Raw genomic sequence first — 4,019 nt, forward strand, 5'->3', positions numbered from 1 at the left:
GTGGGTGGGGGGTGGCGGATGGGACGCTGCGCTGACGCGGGCTGCTGAAGGGCAGTAGGTCAGAATGACGAAGTTCGAGCGGCTCTCTGTAGCACGACATCGTCACTGCCTAAAACGTTTGTTCAGCGTCCTATGGGCACGTTCAGCCGATTCAACCCAAACAGGCCAGCGGGTGACTCCTGTAGAAATCAGACCGTTGGCCAATATCAGACTTCCTGCTTTTGGCTAGTGCAGAGCCCTTCTACAAGGGCTAGCCGTCCTTGCGGATGAGTACAAGCTGCGATTCATCCTTCAGTCGAAATAGCACGATCTTGCCCGTGCGTGGTTCGCGGACAAAGTAAGTTTCACCAAGCTTTCCAATGTAGACGAGCGGCTCCGAGACACTCGAGTAGGCAGGAAGCGAAGAGCGCATTGCGTCTACGTACAAATCAGAGTCACCTGAGTCAACGCGGATAGCTGCTCCGCGTCCTATTGCAAACGCAAGAATTGGTAGCAAGAGAACCTGGCCGACAAGGATGGCCCGAAAACGGGCATTTGGAATTAATGTCTCAAAGTACAAGGTATGAGTCAGCGGGCCGGCGAGGGGGACGCAAAGGACGGAAACAACATGCCAACGAAACGGGTCTGGTATCAATGTCAATGCGGCAACGACAAGAAGAATGTTTAGCAAAGTGAGTGGCCGAGCGAACTTTCGCAGGAAGCGGCCAACCCTTGTATCTGCACCTGCACCGGGTTCGAAGCCGGGACCAAAGGCGGATTCGACGTAAGTTGCGGATAAAATCGTGCTTAGCGCCAGGAAAAGTAGTGGATAGACCGCAAGTTTTGCGACATCTACCAGCGACACAAATTGAAGCGCGTCAATATGAAAGTATCCCCAGTATCCCGTCGAGTACGCGCCGCCGACCGCGAGGGCGAAGGGGAGCGCTACGCTCAGTGCATCTTTGGAGGACATTGGCTCGGCCATTATTCAAAGCGCCTAACTTTATTGTAGGCAACCGGCGTGAGCAGTGCGACTTTCCGGCCGCCAAACTTACGCTTATGCGCAGAGCGAAGTTCGATCCATCTAGCGATCGTCCTCTTCATCGTCGTCTAGCTTGACGACGAACTTTGTGGAGCTGAAAGTCGAAGGTTTGTCAAATGCTTGAAAGTAGGCTGCTACACCCGCCGACGAATCAAGACTCGGACCGGTGAAGACAAGTATGTCGTTGATATAGAGTGACACGCCGGCCGTTGACTTAACAAATCGATAAGAGGCGCAATACCCGGCGTCGGTAAGGGGAGGCGAAGCAGAGACGGGAACGGCCGATAGTAGCGATCCAGTTGTGCTGTTCCCTCTGAAGACTACAAAGTTTGGAGAGCTGCTAGCTCTAGCTGCAACTGTCAACTCCCAGCCGACTGAGGTGTTGGTAGGGTTTGTCGGCGAGTTCAAGTCACCTTGATAATTTGGATTGGGCATCATAAGACCAACCATTGACGTTGACGCGGAGGACAGGCCTATGCAACCGGTGTACTTGAGAACGACCCGCGTGCCTTTGAACTTGCTGATTACGAAGTCAGCACCCCAGTTCATGTCTCCTACGGTCAGAGGCTTGTTGGACGCAAACGTCGCTGCCCCTTGATACTGCCAGTTGCCTGCGGACAAGACGTTTGGTGGCGTCACCGGGAATGATCTTTCGACTCCAGGGTCTGCCGCGTACGAGCCGGCGGCGGCGAAGAGCGCACTTAGCGCAACAATGTGAAGCTTCATTAGTATTCCTCCTACCTCTAGTAGCTGTCGAAAGTGACAGTCCCATGCTTGTAGCGACTGTGCCGCATAAAGGCAATAGCTCATGCAGAGAGACAGTTGCTGGCATGCCTCGCAACGCCCATCCTCACCCATAAAGCAAGTACCCCACCCAAATCGCCCCCACCAGCCCCACCGCGTCCGCGAACAGCCCACACGTCAGCGCATACCGCGTCCTGCGGATGTTCACGCTGCCGAAGTACACCGCCAGCACGTAGAAGGTGGTTTCGGTGGAGCCCTGGATGATGCTGGCCAGCTTGCCCTGGAACGAGTCGACGCCGTAGGTCTTCATCACGTCCACCATCAGGCCGCGGGCGCCGCTGCCCGACAGGGTCTTCATCAGGCCCACCGGCAGCGCGGGCACGAAGTCGGCGTTCAGGCCCAGGGCCACCACCACGGCGCCGATGCCGCCCACCAGGTAGTCCATGCAGCCGGTGGTGCGGAACACCGAGATGGCCACCAGGATGGCGATCAGATAAGGCACGATCTGCACGGCCACGCCGAAGCCCTCTTTCGCGCCGTCGACGAAGGCCTCGTACACGTTGATGCGCCGCACCGCGCCGGTGGCCACGAAGAGCACGATGATCGACAGGATCACGCCGCTGCCCAGCACGCTGATCCACTGCGCCATCTCGGCCGGCGGGTAGCGGTGCAGCCAGCCGTACAGCGCGGCCATCGCGCCCACGAAGCCGCCAAAGGCCAGCAGCACCGGCGCGCGCAGCAGGTTGATGCGCTGCACCCAGGCCACCGCCAGCAGCCCGGCCGTGAACGAGATGAAGGTGCCGATCAGCGTGGGCAAGAAGATGTCGGCGCCATTGAAGCCCACCAGCCCCTGCTCGGCCGCCAGGCTCTGGCGGATGGCGATCACCGACGTGGGGATCAGCGTGATGCCAGCGGTGTTCAGCACCAAAAACATGATCATCGCGTTGCTGGCCACGTCCTTCTGCGGGTTGATCTCCTGCAGCTCGCGCATGGCCTTCAGGCCCAGCGGGGTGGCAGCGTTGTCCAGCCCCAGCATGTTGGCGCTGAAGTTCATCACGATGCTGCCGCCGGCCGGGTGTCCGGGCGGGATGTCCGGAAAGATGCGGCGGAAGAACGGCGACATGGCCCGCGCAAACAGGCTGATCACGCCGGCCTGCTCGCCGATCTTCATGATGCCCAGCCACAGCGCCATCACGCCCACCAGGCCCAGCGAGATGTCGAAGCCGGTCTTGGCCGTCTCGAACAGGCCGGTCATCACCTGGCCGAAGATCGCCAGGTTGCCCTGCGCCGTCTTCACCACGGCCACGGCAAAGCCGATGAGGATGAAGCCGATCCAGATGGCGTTGAGGATCATCGGTGCGGGCGGTGGCGTGGCGGCGGGTGGCCGCCAGCATACGACGGCGGCGGCGCCGGCCGGCCCGTCACCGCGGCCGGGCCCCTGGCCCACCCCCGTGGCGGGCCGTCGCGGGGCTCAGGCCGTGAGGGCCGGCTGCCCCGGCGCGGGCTCGGCCGCCAGCTCGGGGCCGAAGCACACCGGCCTGTCGCTGCACACCGCGCAGCTGGGGGCCTTGCAGATGAACAGCGCCTCGCGCTCGCACAGCTGCTTGTAGAGGAACTTCTTCCACTTCATGTCGCGGTCGTTGCGGGCCTTCAGCGCCGGAAACCAGTGCGCGAACAGCGCGGACAGTTCCGTGCGTGACGGCAACTGCAGGTCTTGCCACAGGTGGTTGTCGCCCAAACTGGCCACGGCCAGCGCGCGCGCCACGGCGTCGATGTCGGCGGGGCTGCCGGCGGCGGGGTCGGCATGCGCCAGCAGCAGCGCCATCAGGTCGTCCACCTCGTCGCCGCGCGTGGCCACGCGGGCCTGCGCCTGGGCGCAGGGCTGCAGCATCAGCGGCCGGCCACCCATGGTCGTGCCGTCCCGCTCACACCGCCGCGGGGGCGTGGCTGTAGCACTTCTTCGGGCAGATCTTCGAGCACGCGGTGCAGCCGATGCACAGCTCCTGGTGCGCGATGGTCATCACCTTCTTCTCGTATTCCTCGTCGTCGTCGCCGTCGATGTCCACGACGATGCGCTCGCCGTCTTCGTCCAGCCCCACCAGCTCGAGCACGCCGCGCGGGCACACCTTGAAGCAGCGGCCGCAGCCGATGCACTTGCCTTCATCGATGGACTTCACGAAGGTGGGGGTCCAGGTCTCGCCCGAGGGCAGGGTGACGGAAAAGTCGCTCATGGCGGGGGTCCTTGGTCGGCGGG

The 4,019-nt window shown here is 61.9% G+C and carries 5 protein-coding genes; all 5 read right to left on the bottom strand.

Translation table 11 applies throughout. From position 1 onward, the window contains the following. Positions 1–250 precede the first annotated feature (250 nt). The 5 genes from EOINJALH_RS30935 to fdxB all read right to left on the bottom strand — a co-directional run bounded on the left by EOINJALH_RS30935 (position 251) and on the right by fdxB (position 3,996). Complete coding sequence (locus tag EOINJALH_RS30935; RefSeq protein ID WP_144289777.1) at positions 251–952, bottom strand: hypothetical protein; 702 nt, start codon at positions 950–952, stop codon at positions 251–253. A gap of 111 nt (positions 953–1,063) precedes the next feature. Next, positions 1,064–1,747, bottom strand: coding sequence for a hypothetical protein (locus EOINJALH_RS30940; protein ID WP_144289778.1), 684 nt, complete (start codon positions 1,745–1,747; stop codon positions 1,064–1,066). Between the two features lie 124 nt (positions 1,748–1,871). Continuing rightward, positions 1,872–3,119: a nucleoside recognition domain-containing protein gene (locus tag EOINJALH_RS00035; RefSeq protein ID WP_088278267.1), complete on the bottom strand. Its 1,248-nt coding sequence runs from the start codon at positions 3,117–3,119 to the stop codon at positions 1,872–1,874. 117 nt (positions 3,120–3,236) lie between these two features. After that, on the bottom strand, positions 3,237–3,674 hold the full coding sequence (locus EOINJALH_RS00040) for a nitrogen fixation protein NifQ (protein ID WP_088278268.1): 438 nt from the start codon (positions 3,672–3,674) through the stop codon (positions 3,237–3,239). Positions 3,675–3,690: 16 nt separating this feature from the next. Further along, a complete protein-coding gene (gene fdxB, locus EOINJALH_RS00045; RefSeq protein WP_088278269.1) occupies positions 3,691–3,996 on the bottom strand; it encodes a ferredoxin III, nif-specific in 306 nt (101 codons plus the stop codon). Positions 3,997–4,019: the final 23 nt, after the last annotated feature.

The organism is Ideonella sp. A 288, from assembly GCF_002198735.1.
GTDB lineage: Bacteria > Pseudomonadota > Gammaproteobacteria > Burkholderiales > Burkholderiaceae_C > Pseudaquabacterium.

What these genes read in the sequence shown, in the direction of transcription:
- fdxB (WP_088278269.1), bottom strand. Translation starts at nt 3,996, where the DNA reads ATGAGCGACTTTTCCGTCACCCTGCCCTCGGGCGAGACCTGGACCCCC.
- EOINJALH_RS30935 (WP_144289777.1), bottom strand. Translation starts at nt 952, where the DNA reads ATGTCCTCCAAAGATGCACTGAGCGTAGCGCTCCCCTTCGCCCTCGCG.
- EOINJALH_RS30940 (WP_144289778.1), bottom strand. Translation starts at nt 1,747, where the DNA reads ATGAAGCTTCACATTGTTGCGCTAAGTGCGCTCTTCGCCGCCGCCGGC.
- EOINJALH_RS00040 (WP_088278268.1), bottom strand. Translation starts at nt 3,674, where the DNA reads ATGGGTGGCCGGCCGCTGATGCTGCAGCCCTGCGCCCAGGCGCAGGCC.
- EOINJALH_RS00035 (WP_088278267.1), bottom strand. Translation starts at nt 3,119, where the DNA reads ATGATCCTCAACGCCATCTGGATCGGCTTCATCCTCATCGGCTTTGCC.